The organism is Anoxybacillus sp. ST4 (genome assembly GCF_019448545.1).
Lineage (GTDB): Bacteria > Bacillota > Bacilli > Bacillales > Anoxybacillaceae > Anoxybacillus > Anoxybacillus pushchinoensis.
The window spans coordinates 1-17,984 of sequence record NZ_JAHZOE010000005.1 but is presented as its reverse complement, the minus strand read 5'-3'; the positions used below and the strand labels follow the sequence as shown (position 1 = coordinate 17,984).

18 protein-coding genes, 1 tRNA gene, 3 pseudogenes and 1 riboswitch are annotated in these 17,984 nt (G+C 42.5%); of the genes and pseudogenes, 11 read left to right on the top strand and 11 right to left on the bottom strand.

Features of this window, described 5'->3' with window-relative positions; all coding sequences use genetic code 11:
• Positions 1-178: 178 nt before the first annotated feature.
• Positions 179-2,305 (bottom strand): ATP-dependent helicase, encoded by a 2,127-nt coding sequence (locus K1I44_RS05365; RefSeq protein ID WP_219985505.1) that lies wholly within the window; start codon positions 2,303-2,305, stop codon positions 179-181.
• A gap of 101 nt (positions 2,306-2,406) precedes the next feature.
• Here K1I44_RS05365 and K1I44_RS05360 point away from each other — a divergent pair, with 101 nt between their 5' ends.
• A complete protein-coding gene (locus K1I44_RS05360; protein ID WP_219985619.1) occupies positions 2,407-2,556 on the top strand; it encodes a hypothetical protein in 150 nt (49 codons plus the stop codon).
• Here K1I44_RS05360 and K1I44_RS05355 read toward each other — a convergent pair.
• From K1I44_RS05355 to K1I44_RS05340, 4 genes are all read right to left on the bottom strand, one after another.
• A complete protein-coding gene (locus tag K1I44_RS05355; protein ID WP_219985504.1) occupies positions 2,553-3,230 on the bottom strand; it encodes a DUF421 domain-containing protein in 678 nt (225 codons plus the stop codon). The two genes, K1I44_RS05360 and K1I44_RS05355, sit on opposite strands and share 4 nt — an antisense overlap.
• A gap of 65 nt (positions 3,231-3,295) precedes the next feature.
• Positions 3,296-3,727 (bottom strand): GNAT family N-acetyltransferase, encoded by a 432-nt coding sequence (locus K1I44_RS05350; protein WP_219985503.1) that lies wholly within the window; start codon positions 3,725-3,727, stop codon positions 3,296-3,298.
• Positions 3,728-3,731: 4 nt separating this feature from the next.
• Entirely contained in the window at positions 3,732-4,244 is a 513-nt protein-coding gene (locus K1I44_RS05345) for a YjcG family protein (protein WP_219985502.1), read from the bottom strand.
• 60 nt (positions 4,245-4,304) lie between these two features.
• Positions 4,305-4,997, bottom strand: a complete 693-nt coding sequence (locus K1I44_RS05340) for an alpha/beta hydrolase (protein ID WP_219985501.1) — start codon at positions 4,995-4,997, stop codon at positions 4,305-4,307.
• 102 nt (positions 4,998-5,099) lie between these two features.
• Here K1I44_RS05340 and K1I44_RS05335 point away from each other — a divergent pair, with 102 nt between their 5' ends.
• The 4 genes and pseudogenes from K1I44_RS05335 to K1I44_RS05320 all read left to right on the top strand — a co-directional run.
• Positions 5,100-5,615 (top strand): phosphatidylglycerophosphatase A family protein, encoded by a 516-nt coding sequence (locus tag K1I44_RS05335; protein ID WP_219985500.1) that lies wholly within the window; start codon positions 5,100-5,102, stop codon positions 5,613-5,615.
• A gap of 361 nt (positions 5,616-5,976) precedes the next feature.
• Positions 5,977-6,438: a cupin domain-containing protein gene (locus tag K1I44_RS05330; protein ID WP_255573247.1), complete on the top strand. Its 462-nt coding sequence runs from the start codon at positions 5,977-5,979 to the stop codon at positions 6,436-6,438.
• Positions 6,439-6,785: 347 nt separating this feature from the next.
• Complete coding sequence (locus K1I44_RS05325) at positions 6,786-8,462, top strand: RNA-binding domain-containing protein (protein WP_219985498.1); 1,677 nt, start codon at positions 6,786-6,788, stop codon at positions 8,460-8,462.
• A gap of 366 nt (positions 8,463-8,828) precedes the next feature.
• Positions 8,829-9,038: pseudogene (locus K1I44_RS05320) on the top strand (cupin domain-containing protein); the annotation flags it as partial.
• Positions 9,039-9,124: 86 nt separating this feature from the next.
• Here the strand turns inward: K1I44_RS05320 and mscL are convergent.
• The 3 genes and pseudogenes from mscL to K1I44_RS05305 form a co-directional block, all read right to left on the bottom strand.
• A complete protein-coding gene (mscL, locus tag K1I44_RS05315) occupies positions 9,125-9,520 on the bottom strand; it encodes a large conductance mechanosensitive channel protein MscL (RefSeq protein ID WP_219985497.1) in 396 nt (131 codons plus the stop codon).
• Between the two features lie 13 nt (positions 9,521-9,533).
• On the bottom strand, positions 9,534-10,292 hold the full coding sequence (locus K1I44_RS05310) for a DODA-type extradiol aromatic ring-opening family dioxygenase (RefSeq protein ID WP_219985496.1): 759 nt from the start codon (positions 10,290-10,292) through the stop codon (positions 9,534-9,536).
• 170 nt (positions 10,293-10,462) lie between these two features.
• Positions 10,463-10,999, bottom strand: a pseudogene (locus tag K1I44_RS05305) (RNA-guided endonuclease InsQ/TnpB family protein); the annotation flags it as partial.
• Positions 11,000-11,315: 316 nt separating this feature from the next.
• A riboswitch (SAM riboswitch) is annotated at positions 11,316-11,423 on the top strand.
• 72 nt (positions 11,424-11,495) lie between these two features.
• Between K1I44_RS05305 and K1I44_RS05300 the strand changes: the two are divergent.
• Together K1I44_RS05300 and metC are read left to right on the top strand one after the other, a co-directional pair.
• Positions 11,496-12,599 carry a methionine biosynthesis PLP-dependent protein gene (locus tag K1I44_RS05300; protein ID WP_219985495.1) on the top strand — a complete coding sequence of 368 codons (1,104 nt, stop codon included), beginning with the start codon at positions 11,496-11,498 and terminating at the stop codon, positions 12,597-12,599.
• Positions 12,600-12,602: 3 nt separating this feature from the next.
• Complete coding sequence (metC, locus tag K1I44_RS05295) at positions 12,603-13,742, top strand: cystathionine beta-lyase (RefSeq protein WP_219985494.1); 1,140 nt, start codon at positions 12,603-12,605, stop codon at positions 13,740-13,742.
• A 20-nt stretch (positions 13,743-13,762) separates the two neighbouring features.
• Here metC and K1I44_RS05290 read toward each other — a convergent pair whose 3' ends face one another.
• Positions 13,763-14,299 (bottom strand): HD domain-containing protein, encoded by a 537-nt coding sequence (locus K1I44_RS05290; protein WP_219985493.1) that lies wholly within the window; start codon positions 14,297-14,299, stop codon positions 13,763-13,765.
• Between the two features lie 121 nt (positions 14,300-14,420).
• Between K1I44_RS05290 and K1I44_RS05285 the strand changes: the two genes are divergently transcribed.
• The 3 genes from K1I44_RS05285 (at position 14,421) to K1I44_RS05275 (ending at position 16,260) form a co-directional block, all read left to right on the top strand.
• On the top strand, positions 14,421-15,053 hold the full coding sequence (locus tag K1I44_RS05285) for a hypothetical protein (protein ID WP_219985492.1): 633 nt from the start codon (positions 14,421-14,423) through the stop codon (positions 15,051-15,053).
• Between the two features lie 101 nt (positions 15,054-15,154).
• Positions 15,155-15,227 (top strand) — tRNA-Val (locus K1I44_RS05280).
• Positions 15,228-15,390: 163 nt separating this feature from the next.
• Positions 15,391-16,260: an Rpn family recombination-promoting nuclease/putative transposase gene (locus tag K1I44_RS05275; protein ID WP_219985491.1), complete on the top strand. Its 870-nt coding sequence runs from the start codon at positions 15,391-15,393 to the stop codon at positions 16,258-16,260.
• 304 nt (positions 16,261-16,564) lie between these two features.
• Here the strand turns inward: K1I44_RS05275 and tnpA are convergent, their stop codons facing one another.
• On the bottom strand, positions 16,565-16,963 hold the full coding sequence (gene tnpA / locus K1I44_RS05270; protein ID WP_219985490.1) for an IS200/IS605 family transposase: 399 nt from the start codon (positions 16,961-16,963) through the stop codon (positions 16,565-16,567).
• Positions 16,963-17,100, bottom strand: coding sequence for a hypothetical protein (locus tag K1I44_RS05265; RefSeq protein ID WP_219985618.1), 138 nt, complete (start codon positions 17,098-17,100; stop codon positions 16,963-16,965). Before K1I44_RS05265 ends, tnpA begins: the two co-directional genes overlap by 1 nt.
• An 87-nt stretch (positions 17,101-17,187) precedes the next feature.
• Here K1I44_RS05265 and K1I44_RS05260 point away from each other — a divergent pair.
• Positions 17,188-17,862: pseudogene (locus tag K1I44_RS05260) on the top strand (RNA-guided endonuclease TnpB family protein); the annotation flags it as partial.
• Between the last annotated feature and the right edge of the window lie 122 nt (positions 17,863-17,984).

Sequence of the window (17,984 nt, the reverse complement as noted above, 5' to 3'; positions counted from 1 at the left end):
TCGGTGTGATGCGCTCCGCCCCTTCTTTTGGCGGCGACACATTGAGACACTTCAGTGATGTTCCCCACGCAGAACCAAGCGACCGCTTGGTTCGAGCTCTCCTCGGTGGGGCTTGTGCGCTCTTCGCGGAGCCAAGGATGGCGACATTTCGCCGTTGCCCGCAGGACGCGGGCTGCCTTTAGGCGAAATGGGGGCGCTTTTCGCTTTTCTTAAAAGAAAGCAAGCGCGAGGCGTTTGCTTTTTTTAAACGGCGCATGGACGGAACGGAAATAAAGAGACGCTCTTTGGCGCGCGTGACGGCGACGTAAAGAAGGCGGCGCTCTTCTTCAAGCGGTGCGACATCTCCATTTCGGTACGCTTCAAGCGCGTAGTCGTGCGGCAATAGTCCGTCCACTGCCCCGATGATATATACGATCGGAAACTCTAACCCTTTCGAACGATGAATCGTCATCAGTTGAATGCCGTCATCGCATGTCGTGTTGGCGTACGCTTTGGTGCGCGCGACGTGGGCAAGAAACGCGGGAATCGTTTTAAATTTGCGCGCGACAACTTTTACATCGCGTACGTCATCGGATCCTTTTTCTATCGTATTTCCTTCGTTGCCGCGCTTTTTTAAAAAGTCGCCAAACCCCATTTCTTTTTCAATGAAATCGATCGCCTCAAGCGGCTTCATTTCTTTCACTTTCGCAAATAGCGGAACGATCGTGCGCAATTTTTGTTGTTGAAACGGTGCGATACGATCGAGTTTAGCGAGCGCCTCCACGAGCGAACAGTCTTGTAAAATCGAGATCGCCTTTAAGTCGTTCATGACCGTTTGTTTTAAAAACAACACCGTCGCCACATCGGTAAGCGCTTGTTCGTTGTTCGGATCAATGCTTAACTGAAGAAAGCTTAATACATAGCGCACGATGCGCCGGTTGTAAAATGATTCTCCGTCCGTCGTCACCGGGAGGCGCAGTTGAGCGAGCCGTTCAAAGACGGCGCGCGACGCGGCGTTTGTGCGACATAAAATGGCGATATCGCTCGGTTTCGCGCCTTGTTTCATTCGCTCTTGTATGTCGCATACGATCATCGTCGCTTCTTCTTCCTCATCGTACGGAAAGAAACATGTCGGCATATGTGCGCTATCCGTTTGGGCGTTCATGTGTTTCGGAATGCGCGTGCGACTTTTAGAAATAATGCTGTTGGCAAGCGAGACGATCGGATGCGGCGAACGATAATTTTCCGTCAACTTTACGATTTTTGTATGTGGAAAATCATGTTGAAATTGATAAATAAACGATGAATCCGAGCCGCGAAACGCATAAATCGCTTGGTCGTCATCCCCAACCGCGCATATATGATGCGTATGTGACGCAAGCAGCTTCATCGTTTCATATTGCACATGGTTAATGTCTTGAAATTCATCGATAAGAAAATAATGAAACCGTTCGTGATATTGTTTCAGCCGTTTTTCATCCGTTCGCAACATGTCATAGCACGCATATAACATGTCATCAAAATCAAATAAATCGTGTTGCCGCTTTTTTTCTTCATATTGCACGTACAACTGTACGACGCGCTCGTCCCATTCGTTTTCAATCGCGATGTCATCGCGCGCGGTGAGCGTATTTTTCCAATACGACATGCGCTGCATCGCTTGATCATACGGAAAATCGCGCTCGTCGATGCCGATGTCGCGCCCGATTTCTTTTATCATCCGCTCTTTTTGCCAGTCGCGAATGAGCCGTTCATGCCGCCAGCGAAACGGATCGGCATGTTGTAACATGCGATAAAATAAGCTATGAAACGTGCCGATTGTCGGCAGGACATCAAGGCTGTATGCATGCAGTCGTTCCGCTAGCTCTTTTGCCGCTTTTGTCGTAAAGGTGACGATCATCATGTTTGAAGCTTTCACGTGATGATTTGTCATCATTGCGGCAGCGCGCGTCGTTAACGTGCGCGTTTTGCCGCTTCCCGCACCGGCGAGGACGAGAAGCGGCCCTTCGATGTGGCGGACGGCTTCATATTGATCTGCATCGAGCGACACGCCACATACGGTCGTTTGTTTTTTTTCTTTCGCTTGAAACGGTTGCTGCGGCGGGATGGCAACTGCGCTTCCGCGTTGTCGTTCTTCTTTTATGCACGGATTCGAAACATGATAAAAGTGCGGGGCATGTTCAATCGCTAAATGCAAGCGAACGATTCCACCGCACATCGGGCACGTCCATTTATTGCGTAAACTTTGTTCGTAAACGAGCTCGTATTTTTCTCGTGGCAATGTATGAAGGTCAAACAATTTGCCTTTATATTGCGCTTTGTTCATCGTAAAAACTCCTTCATGTAACGTCAACGTCTATGTTAACAAAACATACAATAAGAGAAAAGGAGTTTTTCGTTAGATGGCGAATGATATAACAAAGGAGGTTGGAAACAGTGCATATCCCGCCAATTCGTTCGAATCCATTCATTGTCCCGCGCGCAACAAGCGTACAACGCACAACGAATGAAAAAAAAGAAAGTTTCGCTGAAAAGAAAAAACGCCCGAAAGATCGGTCGTCTGAGAAAAAACGTTAATATGCCTGCACGTGCATTCCTTTTCCTTCTTGCCATTCGGCGTATAAAATGTCGCTGTAGTTTTCAAACCCCGCATGGCGAATATGTTTTTGAAGCCATTGTTCGTCCCACCCATTTTCTCGTATATTGTCCCAAATGACTTCTCCATCGATAATGACGGTGACGGGCAATGTCGCTTGAGATGCGGATATGTTATGGTCTTGACGCGTCGGTTGTTCATACGGCGCTTTTTTCATGACGCTTACTGTGCCGTCCGTTTCTAAAATGGCGTATTCGACTTCGCGAATCGAAAAGACGTTGCGAGCGCGAAGCAAATGTTGGAGCTGATTTAAGTCGAGTTTCGTTTGTTTTAATGCGTTATATAAAATTTTTCCTTTTGAAATGACGATCACCGGTTTTCCTTCTAGCAGTTCCCTCAGTTCTTTTTTCTTTTGCGTCACCATTTCTGTAGCGTAAATAAGCAGTCCCCAAATGGCGATCGCAAACAATATTTTAGAAAGCCCGACATTTGCATCGTATAGCCCGTTTCCGACAAGCTCGCCGAGAACGAGGGCGGAAATGAAGTCAAACGGTGTAATTTGGGTAATTTGTGTTCGTCCGAGTATTTTCGCCATCATAAATAAAGCGACATAACCGACAACTAACTCAAGTGCGATTTGTCCAAATTCGTTCATAACGATATCCTTTCGTATGTAGCTTTTTCCTTAGTATGCCAAGCGAAAAAGAAAACATGCGACCGTTATGATCGCATGTTGATCGTTTTGACCATTGTCACATGTGGAATACCAGCGTCAAGGAAGACGTCTGATACCGTTTCATAGCCGAGCTGTTTGTAAAACGGTTCGGCATGCGTTTGCGCGTTTAGTTTCACTTTTGTGACGTGTTGTGAAGCGTATTGTTCGATCGCTTCCATCATTTGTTTCCCGATTCCGCGTCCGCGATAAGCAGGAAGGACGCAAATGCGTTCAATTTTACCGATACCGTCTATTGTGCGAAAGCGACCAGCGGCGATCGGTTTGTCGTTGTCGTATAAAACGAAATGAACGGACTCGCTTTCGAATGCGTCAATTTCTTCTTCCTCTGATACGCCTTGTTCGTCGATAAAGACGGTGCGGCGAACGAACAACGCATCACGCCAAAGCGCTTCGTCTTGTCCTCGTTTTACATGCATATAGTTATTCCTTTCCGAGGTGAAATGTTTCATATGCTGACCACGATCCATTTTCAAGTTGATATAAAAGATGGAATCGGTCAACTTGTTCTTCAAAGTAGACGGACTGCATTTTAAAGCGGCCGAATACGTCCGAATATTCGTCGTTTGACAAATCGCGCGCGATTGTAATGTGCGGTACGAACGCATAGTCTGTTTGTTCGACGAACGGCGGACGATGCAATGTTTCGTGTAGCTGAACGAGCGGTTCCGTTTTCTCTACTTTTAAATAAATGACGTTATTGACCGGATAAAACGAACTGAATTTCGTGATGCGCATCGTAAATGGCTCCGTTTCGCGCGCAACGCGATGCAGTTGTTGGACGAGTTCGGCGAGCTTGTCTTCTTCCACATCAAACGCATATTTGAGCGTAATATGAGGTGGGATGAGCGCGTAATGCGTGTCATATCGTTTGCGATACGAATTAGCGAAATCTTGTACTTTTTTCGATGGAAAAATCGCGATGCCACATTTCATGCGACCTTCCTCCTTTCGTCATTATACTTATATATTATAACAAATTTTCGGAAAATACTGTTACATTTCGATAACTTTTTTTAATGCGGCCGGCAAATCTCGTTGCCAGTATGTCCACGAATGGTCGCCGTCAAACTCGTGGTAGTGATAGCGAGCTTGTTTTGCTTGAAGGATGGTACATAGCGCACGATTCGGTTCAATAAAGTTGCGGACAGCCTCATCTGTCGTTTTCACTTCCGTTTCTTGCGTGCCGATCGAGTGATAAAGCGCAAGCAAATGCCAGTCCGTAAATGATTGCACGTGCGCCATCACATCGTCGTTCACATATGGCGACTGCATGACGACTTTTCCGAACGTATGCGGATATGTCATCGCAGTAAGGAGAGAAACGGTTCCTGCGAGCGAATCGCCAATGAGAATGCGGCTCGAGCCGATTTGATATGTCGAAAACTGTTCATCGACAAGCGGCGCAAGTTCGTTTGCTAGAAAGCGCATGTACGCTTCTCGTTTTTTTCCGTTCGGGTGATATTTGTCATAGCGATCTGAAACGTTGCGGTATGGCACGCCGATGACGACAGCGCGCACCCCAAGCTCATCGATCACGCGGGCAATTTTTCCAAACATAAAATAATCTTGTCCATCTTGTGCGATGAGGACGAGATGTTTATAAAGCGGTGTGACAGGTTTTGAGCAGTATACGGGCAACGATAGTTTTTCGTCTAAATGTTCGCTGTGAAGTTTTAACTCTTGCATGTTCTCCCATCCTTTTTCGACGTTGTTCTTTCTTATCGTACCACATTTCTGCATTTTTTGTCGTTGCGTGATATAATGATAGAACGAGAGGAGGAATGAAGCATGAAGCGTGTGACAAGCAAAGAAGTGTACGAAAGAACGTTGCAGTTATTGACGGAACGTGGGGTGACGATTCCAGCAATTGCTGAGATTGTATATGAAATGCAAAGTCCTTACAACAAAGAGCTAACGATGGCGGAATGTATTGAGAGCGTCGAAAAAGTGCTGCAAAAACGCGAAGTACAGCATGCGATTTTAGTTGGCATCGAGCTCGATAAACTGGCCGAACGAGGCATGCTGTCCGAGCCGCTTCAAACGATTGTCGAGACGGACGAAGGACTGTTTGGCGTCGATGAAACGTTGGCGCTCGGCGCAGTGCTCGGGTACGGAAGCATCGCGGTAACAACGTTTGGTCATTTAGATAAAAATAAAGTCGGGATTATTAAGCAGCTTGACACGAAGCGCGGCAAAGGCGTGCATACGTTTTTAGACGACTTAGTTGCCAGCGTTGCCGCTAGCGCATCCGGTCGCCTTGCCCACAATTTGCGCGACGAGGAAGAAGCTGCGTTGAATGCATAAACGTTTGAAGCTGCCCAAAAAGTCAGTTACGCTGACTTTTTGGACAGCCCCTTCTTGAAAACATGTCGAAGCTAATCTCCTAACCACTCCCGTATTTCCTTCTTCTCGACGTTGTTCTAAGCTTTTTTCAATCCTTCTTTCAGTACTTAACCAATTTCTTTCATTTTACCATAAATTGTAACAAGTCGAGTATATGAAATTGTTAAATCGAGGTATTGCATACAGATCATCGTTCATTTCAATGGGTGAAAGCAGTATAAATTGTTTTTGACATAGGGGACGTTGTTCAAGCACGGCGCATAACATAGCGATTGATGATATTGAAAGAGGTGGGAATGTGTATTATTACTATCCGAGCTATATGTATATGCCGATGTATCCATATCCGATGATGGGGTATCCGCTTCCGCGCGCAACCGCGAAAGATTACGGGCCGAATCCATTTGTTGTTCAAATAGAAGAAGCGACGAAACAAAACAATATGTTTCGTACGGTGCTATGGACAGGGCCGCATTTGCAAGTGACGTTAATGAGCCTTCAAGTTGGAGAAGATATCGGATTAGAAATTCATAATCATCTCGACCAATTTTTACGTATCGAACAAGGGGAAGGCATTGTGCGCATGGGGAAAAGGAAAGATCAGCTCACGTTTGAAAGAAAGGTAGCGGACGGATCGGCTATTTTCGTGCCAGCGGGAACGTGGCATAACTTGATTAACACGGGCAACGTTCCACTTAAACTGTACTCGATTTATGCCCCACCACAACACCCAGCTGGAACGGTGCATCCGACAAAAGCAGATGCCCTTGCGGCAGAACGATAAGAGACTTGGGGCGATGCCTCAAGTCTCTTACTTGTATTGTCCAATAAGCTCTTGATAGGATGACATGCGACTTTTCGGACAGCCCTTTACGACATTTATTAATGATGAAAGTAGTTAATGGAATTTTTAACAATGGGAAGCAAGGAAATAAATCAAGAAGAGGCTATTTATATAATGGAAGATTGAAAATGGGAGAATCACTCTGTTTTTAATTTTTTATAGACGTTGTCTTTTGCAGAAAGGACAAAATAGGATATGTGTTGAATGTATAATATATAGTAAATAAGGAAAAATTGCGATATGTTATACATAAAGTAAATTCTACTGCTATAATCGTATTTGCGGAGGTGACGATATTGAATGAAATAGAACTAAAAAAATTATTGGATAAATTTAGAAGCCTTCCCTCCGAAAATGAATGGGTAGAGTTTAAAGAAGCCAAAAATAATTTTGGTTTTGATGATTTAGGTGAATACTTTTCAGCGTTAAGCAATGAGGCTAACTTAAAAAATCAGCCTTATGGGTGGCTTATTTTTGGAGTAAAAGATAAAAATAAAGAAATTGTTGGAACACAATACAGAGAAAATAGAGCCGATTTAGATAGCCTTAAACATGAGATATCGAGGCATACAAACGGTGGGCTGTCGTTTGTTGAGATTTATGAACTTTTTTATCCAGAGGGCAGGGTGATTATGTTTCAAATTCCTGCTGCGCTGAAGGGAATGCCAACATCTTGGAAAGGTCATTATTTTGGCCGAAATGGTGAGTCGAAGGTTCCACTCAGCATACAAGAAATCGAAAGTATTCGCAACCAACGTATGAAAGAAGATTGGTCGGCCGTGATTTGTCCCGGTGCTACGATTGATGACTTAGATAAAACGGCCATTGAGAAGGCAAGAGAAGAGTATAAAAAGAAAAATCCACGTTTAGCCGAAGATGTCGATAAATGGGATGATATAACGTTTCTGAATAAAGCAAGGGTAACGATTAACGGACAAATTACGAGAGCAGCCATTATATTGCTTGGTAAACCTGAATCCGAACACTTTTTGGCGCCGGCTGTTGCAAAAATGACATGGATTTTGAAAGACGAACATAATATTGAGAGGGATTATGAGCATTTTGGACCGCCATTTATTTTAAACACAAATGAACTTTTTGCAAAAATCCGCAATTTAAAATATCGCTATATGCCGGACCAAAGTTTGTTCCCAATTGAAGTGAATCAGTATGATCCTTACGTCATTCGTGAAGCATTGCATAACTGTATTGCTCATCAAGATTACACTCTTCAAGGACGAATTAATGTTGTTGAAAAACCAGAGGAATTAATTTTTACAAATCTTGGTGAATTTATTCCTGAAACGATTGAGAATGTGATTGAACGTGATGCACCTCAAGAATATTATCGAAATCGCTTTTTAGCCGAAGCAATGGTCAATCTGAATATGATTGATACAATTGGTTCGGGAATTAAGAAAATGTTTTTAGAGCAACGAAAAAGATTCTTTCCAATGCCGGATTATGATTTAAGTGAACCGAATAAAGTAAAAGTGACCATTTACGGCAAAATATTGGATTATAACTATACTCGTATGCTTATCAGCCATACAGATCTAGATTTGAGTGTAGTGATTGCGTTAGATAAGGTGCAAAAAAAGCAACGCATCACACAAGAAGAAGCAAAAAAATTAAGGGCATTAAAATTAGTGGAAGGCAGATATCCAAACCTATATGTTTCCGCTAAAATCGCTGAAATTACAGGAGATAAAACTACCTATATTAAAAACAGGGCCTTTGATAAAGAGCATTATAAGCAACTGATTATTTCATTTTTGCGTCAGTATAAAGTGGCAAGTAGGAAAGATATTGATGATTTGTTGCTAGATAAACTATCTGATGCTCTCAATGAAAAGCAAAAAAAGAGGTACATCGGAAACCTGCTTCAAGAAATGTCTAAGAAGGATAGAACTATTGTAAATCAAGGTTCTGCCCGCTATCCAAAATGGGCATTAACTAATTAGTTAAACTTAGTTTTAAATTAGTTATAGGTTTAGTTAATAAAATTAGTTATAAAAATTGCTCGAATATTGATTTTACGCGGTTTTTCCATTAACTAATTAGTTATAGGAATAGTTATTGTTAGTTGTAGGATTTAGTTAAAGACATCGGTTAGATTTAAACCGATGTCTTTTTAATATTTACGAAAGAGTGCAACTGGCTTATGTGTACAGTATGTTCGAGGCGAACTGTCACGTCTCTACCGGACTTGACCTTCTTCAAACGAAGAAAGCCAACAGCCTTGTCGAATTTATCCATGGCGCATAACATAGCGATTGATGATATTGAAAGAGGTGGGAATGTGTATTATTACTATCCGAGCTATATGCATGGTGCGCATGGGAAAAAGGAAAGATCAGCTCACGTTTGAAAGAAAGGTAGCGGACGGATCGGCTATTTTCGTGCCAGCGGGAACGTGGCATAACTTGATTAACACGGGCAACGTTCCACTTAAACTGTACTCGATTTATGCCCCACCACAACACCCAGCTGGAACGGTGCATCCGACAAAAGCGGATGCCCTTGCGGCGGAACGATAAGAGACTTGGGGCGATGCCTCAAGTCTCTTACTTGTATTGTCCAATAAGCTCTTGATAGGATGACATGCGACTTTTCGGACAGCCCTTTACGACATTTCTTTTTGTTGTTTCAATAAATCGCGAATTTCTGTGAGCAGTTGTTGTTCTTTTGTAATCGTTGGTGCGGTTTGTTTCGTCTCTTCTTGTTTTTTCATTCGTTCGTGCAAGTTGTTTAACAGCTTAATAAATATAAAAATGGAAAAGGCGATGAGAAAAAAGTCAACGACAGTTTGAATAAAAGCCCCATATTTCACTTCTGCTTCTCCGACTTTCCAAGATAACTTGCTGAAATCAATTCCCCCTAAAATGAGACCGACAAGGGGCATAATAATGTCATTGACGAGGGAAGAAACAATTTTTCCAAATGCCCCACCAATAATCACTCCGACAGCTAAGTCGATGACGTTGCCTCGTATAGCGAATTTCTTAAACTCGTTCCACATCGGAATCCCTCCATTAAAATGATACAGCTAAAAGGCTTAAGTTTCCGTACTCGTATTCTCGGAATAAAACATGTGGCGAGCGATTGCCGGCTCCGTAAGCAATCCAGTACGGTGCTAAATGTTCTTGAGTCGGGACGGCTTGTTTAGCATAAGGGGCTTTTTCTTCATAGTGAAACACATCTTCACTATGGGCAGATGACTGAGCAAGCAACCAATCATCAAAGGCGACAGCCCAACAATCTGCTTTCGTTTGTTCATCCCAGCGAAGCGCCATTAAATTGTGCACTGTGCCACCACTACCGATGATCATGACACCTTCGTCACGCAACGGGCGTAACGCTTTACCAAGTTGAAATAGCTGCTTTGGTGTCCACGAAGGAACAACGGATGCCTGAATAATTGGAACGTTTGCTTTTGGAAATAGTCGGCTTAACAATACCCATGAGCCGTGGTCAAGTCCGCGCTTCTCGTCGATATTGACGATGGGGGAGACGTGCTTCAGATGATGTTGGACGCGTTTTGCCCATTCGACTGAACCTTGTGCAGCATAAGTTACTTCATACAATTCACGTGGGAAACCGGAAAAATCATAAATCATCTCATACGTTCCGTCAATTGATGAAACGGTCGGTTGACGCGTCGTCCAATGTGCAGTAAATAAAACGATTGCTTTTGCATCTATGCGTTTACCGAAATTGGTTAAAAACGATGCATATGCGCTATCTTCAATAGCTAACATTGGTGATCCGTGCGCGAGAAATAAAGCAGTCATTATATTCCGTTACAGAAAACTTATAAGGCTTTATAAGATAGCTAAAAATCTTATAAAGACCTATGTTTCTTTCCTTGTTCATCGCGCCCGATTTCGCCAAAACTACTCTCGTTTGATATGGCGCTTCGAAGGCTTAAACTCCCCACTAACGAATGGGTACATATCAATTGCTAGGCTATTGATTTGCCATAATTTTTTAGGTTTATACTTGCGTTTACATCCCTGTCTATTTTGTTTCCACATTCATCGCATACAAACGTTCTTTCTGATAAAGAAAGTTTATCTTTTACAGCACCACAATGACTGCAAGTTTTAGACGAAGGGAAGAATCGATCTGCAACTATAAACTTGATCCCATTCCAAGCACATTTATATTCCATTTGCCTTTTAAACTCGCGGAATGTTTGTTCTTGTACAGCTTTCGATAGCTTTCTGTTCTTTAACATTCCATGAGTATGTAAGCTCTCCATCACAACATACTCTGGCTTGGTTTTCACCAAAGATGCAGTGATTTGATGAATATAATCGTGCCTGATATGTTTCAGCCTTCGATACGTTTTTAAAACAAGGAATTCCAACTTCTTTATATTGTTTGTTTTTCTGTAACGGAATTCACCTCCTTCTGTTTTTATTTTATTTTCCTCATATTTTTTCGCTAGTTTACGTTGTAGCCTTTTAAGTCTTTTCTCCAACTTCTTCACTTTTTTTGGTTTGGCAAAAGCATGACCTTATAAGTCTTTATCATCTTTTACCAACCCCTGAATCATTTTGTAAGTTGTATATAGAGTTTGGCTAAATTTTATAAATTTATTTTAACTGTTTCCAACCTCCTTCACTTTTGCCCCCACTTTACCATATATCGATTTGATTTGTCTATTTTTACATGTGAAGTGCAAATATATGTGCCATATCTTTGATGGGATGCATGCTGTTTGTTGTTGAAAGGGGAATAAAAAACAGTTGCAATTTTGTTGTAAATGATGTACATTAATTTAAAATCAGAAAATTCGATATTGTTTTGCGTTCTTATCGAGAGAAGCGGAGGGACTGGCCCGATGAAGCTTCAGCAACCAGCCAGAAACGGTCAGGTGCTAAATCCAGCGAATTGGCGTTCAATTCGGAAGATAAGAAGAAGCGATTGTCTATGGACAAAAAAGCCTTCTTCTTTGAAGGCTTTTATTTTTTTAGAAAGGAAGAGAGCGAATGAGTCATATTGAAACGCGGTTAGCGCAAATTGGCAATCGGAGCGAGAGAGCGACGGGAACGGTCAATCCACCAGTATATTTTTCAACGGCGTATCGGCATGAAGGCATCGGGCAGTCGACAGGGTATGATTACATTCGGACGGGAAACCCGACAAGGCATATTGTCGAAGAAGCGATTGCACAGCTAGAAGAAGGAGATCAAGGTTTCGCATGTAGTTCAGGCATGGCGGCGATTCAAACGGTGTTTGCGCTGTTTGAAAGCGGCGACCATTTTCTCGTTTCGGCCGATTTATATGGCGGAACGTATCGTTTGTTTGAAAAAGGATGGAAGAAATACGGGCTGTCGTTTACATACGTCGATTTTCGCGATGTTGATGCGGTAAAGGCATATGTGACGGACAAAACAAAAGCGATTTTTTTAGAGACGCCAACGAATCCTTTAATGCAAGAAGCGGACATCGAAGCGGTCGCGGCGTTTGCGAAACAACATGGGCTGCTTCTTATCGTCGATAATACGTTTTACACCCCTGTACTGCAAAAGCCGCTCACAAAAGGAGCCGACATCGTCGTTCATAGCGCGACAAAATATTTAGGCGGACATAACGATGTGCTAGCCGGGCTCATTGTCGCCAAAGGAAAACAATTGTGCGAACAGCTAGCGATGTATCATAACGCCATCGGTGCAGTGTTGTCGCCGTTTGATTCATGGCTGTTAATTCGCGGCATGAAGACGCTTGCGCTTCGCATGCGCCAGCACGAACAAAACGCAAAGGCGATATATGAATTTTTAGTCGAACATGAAGATGTGACGGACGTATTGTATCCGGGAAGAGGAGGAATGTTGTCGTTTCGCGTGCGCGATGAAAAATGGGTGGATGCCTTTTTGCGAAGTTTAAAGCTCATTACGTTTGCGGAAAGTTTAGGCGGTGTCGAAAGTTTTATTACGTATCCAGCGACGCAAACGCATATGGATATTCCAGAGGATGTTCGCATCGCAAACGGGGTGTGTAATCGCCTATTGCGTTTTTCTGTCGGCATTGAACATGCGGACGATTTAATTGCCGATTTAACTCAAGCGTTTCAACGCATGAAAGAGGTGTAAAAGATGGATTTGCAAACGCAACTCGTTCACAATAAATGGCGGATCGATGCGCAAACAGGGGCCGTTAGCGTTCCGATTCATCATGCGTCAACGTTTCATCAGTTTGATTTCGATACGTTTGGCAAATACGATTATAGCCGTTCGGGCAATCCGACGCGCGAGGCGTTAGAGGAGACGATTGCGGAATTAGAAGGTGGAGCGAGCGGTTTTGCGTTCGCATCGGGCATGGCTGCCATTTCAACAGCCTTTTTATTGTTATCAAAAGGGGATCACGTATTAATTACCGATGATGTGTATGGTGGAACGTATCGCATCCTCACCGATGTATTGAGCCGATTTGGCATCGAGCATACGTTTGTCGATATGACTGATTTAGATGCGGTAGCGCGCCACATTCGCCCAAACACGAAAGTCATTTATATGGAAACGCCATCGAATCCGCTATTGAAAATTACGGATATTCGTGGGGTTGTGAAGCTCGCTAAGGCGCACGGGTGTTTAACGTTTTTAGATAATACGTTTGCGACGCCTGTGTTACAGCGTCCGCTTGATCTCGGCGTCGATGTCGTTTTGCATAGCGCGACGAAATTTTTAGCTGGCCATAGCGACGTTGTAGCTGGACTTGCGGTTGTAAAAGATGCGCGCTTGGCGCGAGAGCTGCGCAAACTGCAATATTCGTTCGGTGCGGTGCTTGGCGTGCAAGATGCGTGGCTTGTGTTGCGCGGGTTAAAAACGCTTCACGTTCGGTTAGATTACGCTTCACGTTCGGCGTTGCAGCTGGCGCAGTTTTTACATCGTCATCCGAAAGTGGCGCACGTATATTATCCAGGGCTTTCTTTTCATGAAGGGCACGTCATTCATCGCGATCAAGCGCGCGGGTTTGGCGCGGTGCTGTCGTTTGAATTGGAGGACGAACAAGCGGTGCGGACGTTTGTGAAACATGCGCGCATCCCTGTGTTTGCGGTCAGTCTCGGGGCGGTCGAGTCGATTTTATCGTATCCAGCGAAAATGTCGCATGCCGCTATGCCGAAAGCGGAGCGCCATCGCCGCGGCATTACGGACGGCTTGTTGCGCCTAAGTGTTGGATTAGAGGCGACCGATGATTTGCTTGCTGATGTGGAACAGGCGTTATCATATGTATAGGCTAGGCACATCGCCTAGCCTTAGCTAATTTGGTCGAGCGCATCACGCTTCATTTGCTGTTCGACCATGCGATCAAGTTGTTGAATTTTTTTCAAGGCGAGTTCGTCATCGATTTGGCGATAATGATGTTTACCGCCCGGTTCTTCATCCGCTTCATCCGCAAGTTTGACGATCGTCTGGAGCGGCTTTCGTTTTAATTCTCCTTCTGGAAGATACGAATCGGTGTGAAGCAAAATGGCGAGGGCAATTTCTTTCGCATGTTGAGGGTGTTCGCCGAGTCGAATAAGCAACTTATGCGCTCGCTCTGCCCCTTTAATCGCATGAATATCGTTTTGTTTATATGTTTCATAGTCCCACGTTCCGTTTGAGTACCATTCATAATGACCGATATCGTGAAGCAAAGCAGCTTTTGTTGCTAAATCGACGTTCACTCCATAAAGCAAGGCGAGGCGATATGCGTGGTATGCGGTAGCGATGGCGTGCGCGACGCCTGAACGTTTCAAATATTTTTGAGTGATGGGGTGAAGGAAGATGTCAGTTAATGTGACACGTCTCATAGCTCACCATCCCTTTCGAATGTTTTTCTAATTATCATATCATGTCTTTTTTAGAAAAGGCAATACATATTTTTTCTGTTTTTTCTTCATACTAAGTGAAAAAAAGGTTTGGAGGACGCGTATGTTTTTATCCTTATTATTATCAGTTATGACGGTCGTGTCGGCTCAAGGGGACGTGTGTACGAAAAAATTGGACGAAGCGAACGTGCAGCTATGTGGCAAAGAAGATGGAGAGTGGCTTCGCAACTTAACGCTACATGTCGGAAAAGAGACGTATACGTTTCCAGAATGGGAACATGTAAACGATCCGAAAGCACTTCCGCAATTATATTCCGTGGACGTTACGGAAGATGGAAAGGAAGATATTGTTGTTTTTCTCGTAAAATCGCGCGGAAACGGAACGTATAAAAACGAGGTGCATGTGTTATCCCATCAACGAAACGGCATTGAAGAAGTCCTTGTCGAAGATCCGCGTCCGATCATTTTAAAGAGCGTCAAAATGAACGAGACGGACGAAGGGACAGAGTTGATCATCGATCATGTCCACGCGCTTATTCCGCACAATCGCGAAGGCGGGAAGGGGATAAAGACAACATTCAATCGCTTTTTAAAATACGCCGTCGATAAACAAAAATTGAAGGCCGTTTTATTGTTGGAAAGAAAAAGGGGCGAATATATCGGCAGTTTAATTGTCTCATACGAATATAAAGACGGGCTCTTTCAAGCAACCCATATCGATTTCATCCGCCATTAGCCGTTGCATACGCAATGGCTAAAAATTTTTTAAAAAAGTATTTGACAAAGTAGTGTACAGTACGTATAATGAAAAATGTGTTCGATAACACAACAACATACGATTCCGTAGCTCAGCTGGGAGAGCGCCACCTTGACAGGGTGGAGGTCGCTGGTTCGAGCCCAGTCGGAATCATCGCAAAACCCGAGTTCGATGAAAGAGCTCGGGTTTTTTTTGTTGTTTCTCCCCTCCTCCTGACTGCCGAGCATGTTCGAGAATTCACCCACATTTTGTATGCAGGAAAATCGCCGATGTTGTCGAATAAAAACGTCGAAATCATTGTATGCGAGGTGACTATATGTCCATTGATCATGACCGTCTGTTTAAAGAGCTGATTCAAACGTTTTTTGAGGAATTTATTGTTCTCTTTTTTCCGGCGATGCATGAGCATATCGACTTTCGGCATTTGTCGTTTTTATCAGAGGAGTTGTTCACCGATGTGACAGCAGGAGAAAAGTACCGTGTCGATGTGCTTGTCGAAACGAAGTTAAAAGGCGAAGATGGGCTTGTCATTGTGCATATCGAAAACCAAAGCTATGTGCAACCATCATTTCCTGAACGGATGTTTATTTATTTTAGCCGTTTGTTTGAAAAGTACCGTAAAAACATTGTACCAATTGCTGTATTTAGCTACGATACGATCCGCGACGAACCATCGACATTTACCCTCCAATTTCCTTTTGGCAACGTGCTTGACTTTCGTTTTTTTACTGTCGAATTGCGCAAACAAAACTGGCGAAACTACATTCGTCAAGACAATCCAATCGCCGCTGCATTGTTAAGCAAAATGGGATATACTGAAAGTGAACGAGTAGAACTGAAAAAACAATTCTTACGTATGCTTGTACGGATGGAATTGGACGAAGCGAAACAACGATTGCTGTTTGGTTTTTTTGAAACATATATGAAACTATCCGATGAAGAAGAACGAAGACTACGAAGCGAGGTGAATGAAATGGAGACGAAAGAAAAAGAACAAGTGATGGAATTGATTATTTCTTATGAACAAAAGGCGTTAGAAAAAGGAAGAGAAGAAGGGGTGAAGCAAGGAATAAAGCAAGGAATGAAGCGTCTTGTACAAACGATGGCGAAAAAAGGGATGAGTGTAAAAGACATTGCGAACGTCACGGACCTTTCGGAAGAAGAAGTGGAGCGGTTGTTGGAGTAGGGGGGACTGTCGTCGACCTTTTTGGAGACGGCAGTTTTTTGTTTTACAATGAGTAGGTGCCAATATGATGTTCGTTTGCCGTTTAAAACGCTTTCTTCTAACGTTGCAAATTATCACGAATATTTCTTAAGATGTTCTCATTTTGTTGTCATTGTGCGTGTGTCCGTAAGTATGAGGGTGATAAAAATTTTCATTGACAAACATTTAAAAATCATCAATCCTTCTAAATAAGAGCGTCATTAGTACTATCGTTTATAGAGATGGGCGTAAAACCCCTACGCCTTTAGGCTAGGGGATGTAAGCCCTAACGACCTTGTTCTTGAATATATTTTAGGATAATCTCTTTGCTTACATTTCCAATACTGCAAGAAAAATATCCATCACTCCAAAAGGTTCGTTCTTTCCAAAAATGCTGAGAAAGATATTTGTTATGCTGTTGCCACATTCGATAAGTTGTGAGTTGCTTCAATAATCTAACGATTTCAAGAATACTCCATTTCGTGGAATACCTGATTAAGATATGAATATGGTCTTGGTCTATTTCTTGCTCAATAATTTGCCAACCGTAATGATTAGCTATTGATTCGATTTCAGTTTTAATATCATCACCGACTTTTAATAATAACTTTTTTCGATATTTGCAAACAAATATTAAATGGCATATAAGCAAATGTTTACTATGATTTTCAGAGATATATTCCATTACTTTTCCAAGCCTTTGCGAATCAGCTCATAAACCGCACCTGCAAAAGTTGAAATGTTATTTTTCTTTCGATATTCCTCAATTCGAAAGACTAAATCGACAGGAAACTTAATTAATTTTGGTACACGTTCCATCATTTCACCCTCCTAATATATATATATTCTTGACATATGCTGGTAATAAAATATATACTTATAGTATATATACAAAAGGAGGTGAAGTCAATGTTAGTCAACAAAGCGTACAAATTTCGCATCTATCCAAACAAAGAACAAGAAATATTAATTAATAAGACATTTGGTTGTTCTCGATTTGTATTTAATCATTTTTTAGCAAAATGGGATAATGCTTACAAAGAAACAGGAAAAGGATTAACTTATAATTCTTGTTCTGCTCAGTTAACACAACTAAAAAAAGAGTTAACTTGGCTAAAAGAAGTAGATAGTATTGCGATTCAATCGTCATTAAAAAATCTCGCTGATGCTTATTCTCGTTTCTTCAAGAAACAAAACAATAAACCACGTTTTAAGTCCAAGAAAAATCCTGTTCAGTCTTACACGACAAAACATACAAATGGCAATATTGCTATTGATGGTAATAAAATCAAATTGCCTAAACTTGGATGGATTCGTTTTGCAAAGAGTCGTGAAGTAGAAGGTCGTATTCTCAATGCAACAATTAGACGAAATCCAAGTGGAAAACATTTTGTATCCATTCTTGTAGAAACAGAAGTACAACCGTTAGAAAAAACAGATTCTTCTGTGGGCATAGATGTCGGCTTGAAAGATTTTGCTATTCTTTCAGATGGAACTGTCTACTCTAATCCTAAGTTTTTTCGAAGATTAGAAGAAAAGTTGGTAAAAGAACAACGGATTCTATCAAGACGTAAAAAAGGAGCATTCCTGTTAGAAAGGTTTTCGGGGACTTGAAAGAAAAAAGCCCTCTTGGTATGATGCAGGGGTGTCAACACCTAAAATCAGACCAAGGAGGACTATACAGTGAATTGTACACGAAATCTCAA